The sequence below is a fragment of the Corynebacterium sp. AOP12-C2-36 genome (assembly GCF_052379185.1).
Taxonomy (GTDB): Bacteria; Actinomycetota; Actinomycetes; order Mycobacteriales; family Mycobacteriaceae; genus Corynebacterium.
On record NZ_JBQSYJ010000082.1, the window covers coordinates 1 to 504 of the forward strand.

A 504-nucleotide genomic window follows, 5' to 3' on the forward strand; every position below is an offset into this window, starting at 1 on the left:
GACCCTGGACTTCTCCATGTCCACCCGGCGTAACACGGACGCAGCGACTAGATTCTTGGGAAAAGCGCTGCGCAGTGCTGGTCACCGCGGTCCTGACAGTGGCCCCCGGGTAATCTGCACGGACAAGGCACCCACGTACGCCGCTGCTGTAGCGACGCTGGTCAAAGACAAGAAGATGTCGACAACAGCGGAATACCGGCAGGCGAAATACCTCAACAACGTGATCGAGGGTGATCACGGCCGGCTCAAGCGAATCCTGGGCCCCAAAGGTGGTGGCTTCAAGACCCCGGTGTCGGCCTACCGGACGCTACAGGGCATGGAGGTGATGCACGCGCTGCGCAAAGGCCAAGGAGCGGTGTTCGCCTTCGGTCAGCCGAACGCGGATGCGGTGATCGTCGCCAAGGCCTTCGCCGGCGCCTAAGAGGCCCGTGCCGCGGGATCGCGAAAGGCTACCTTGATCAGCTTCCTGGCACCTCCGACCCCACCTTGCACTCAGCCTCCTTC

Annotated in this window: 1 protein-coding gene; it reads left to right on the top strand. The window is 62.9% G+C overall.

The annotated features are described in order from the left end of the window. Window positions 1–421, top strand: a 421-nt coding sequence (locus ACT3UN_RS16565) for a DDE-type integrase/transposase/recombinase (RefSeq protein ID WP_444657675.1), incomplete at its 5' end; no start/stop codon positions are given. Window positions 422–504: the final 83 nt, after the last annotated feature.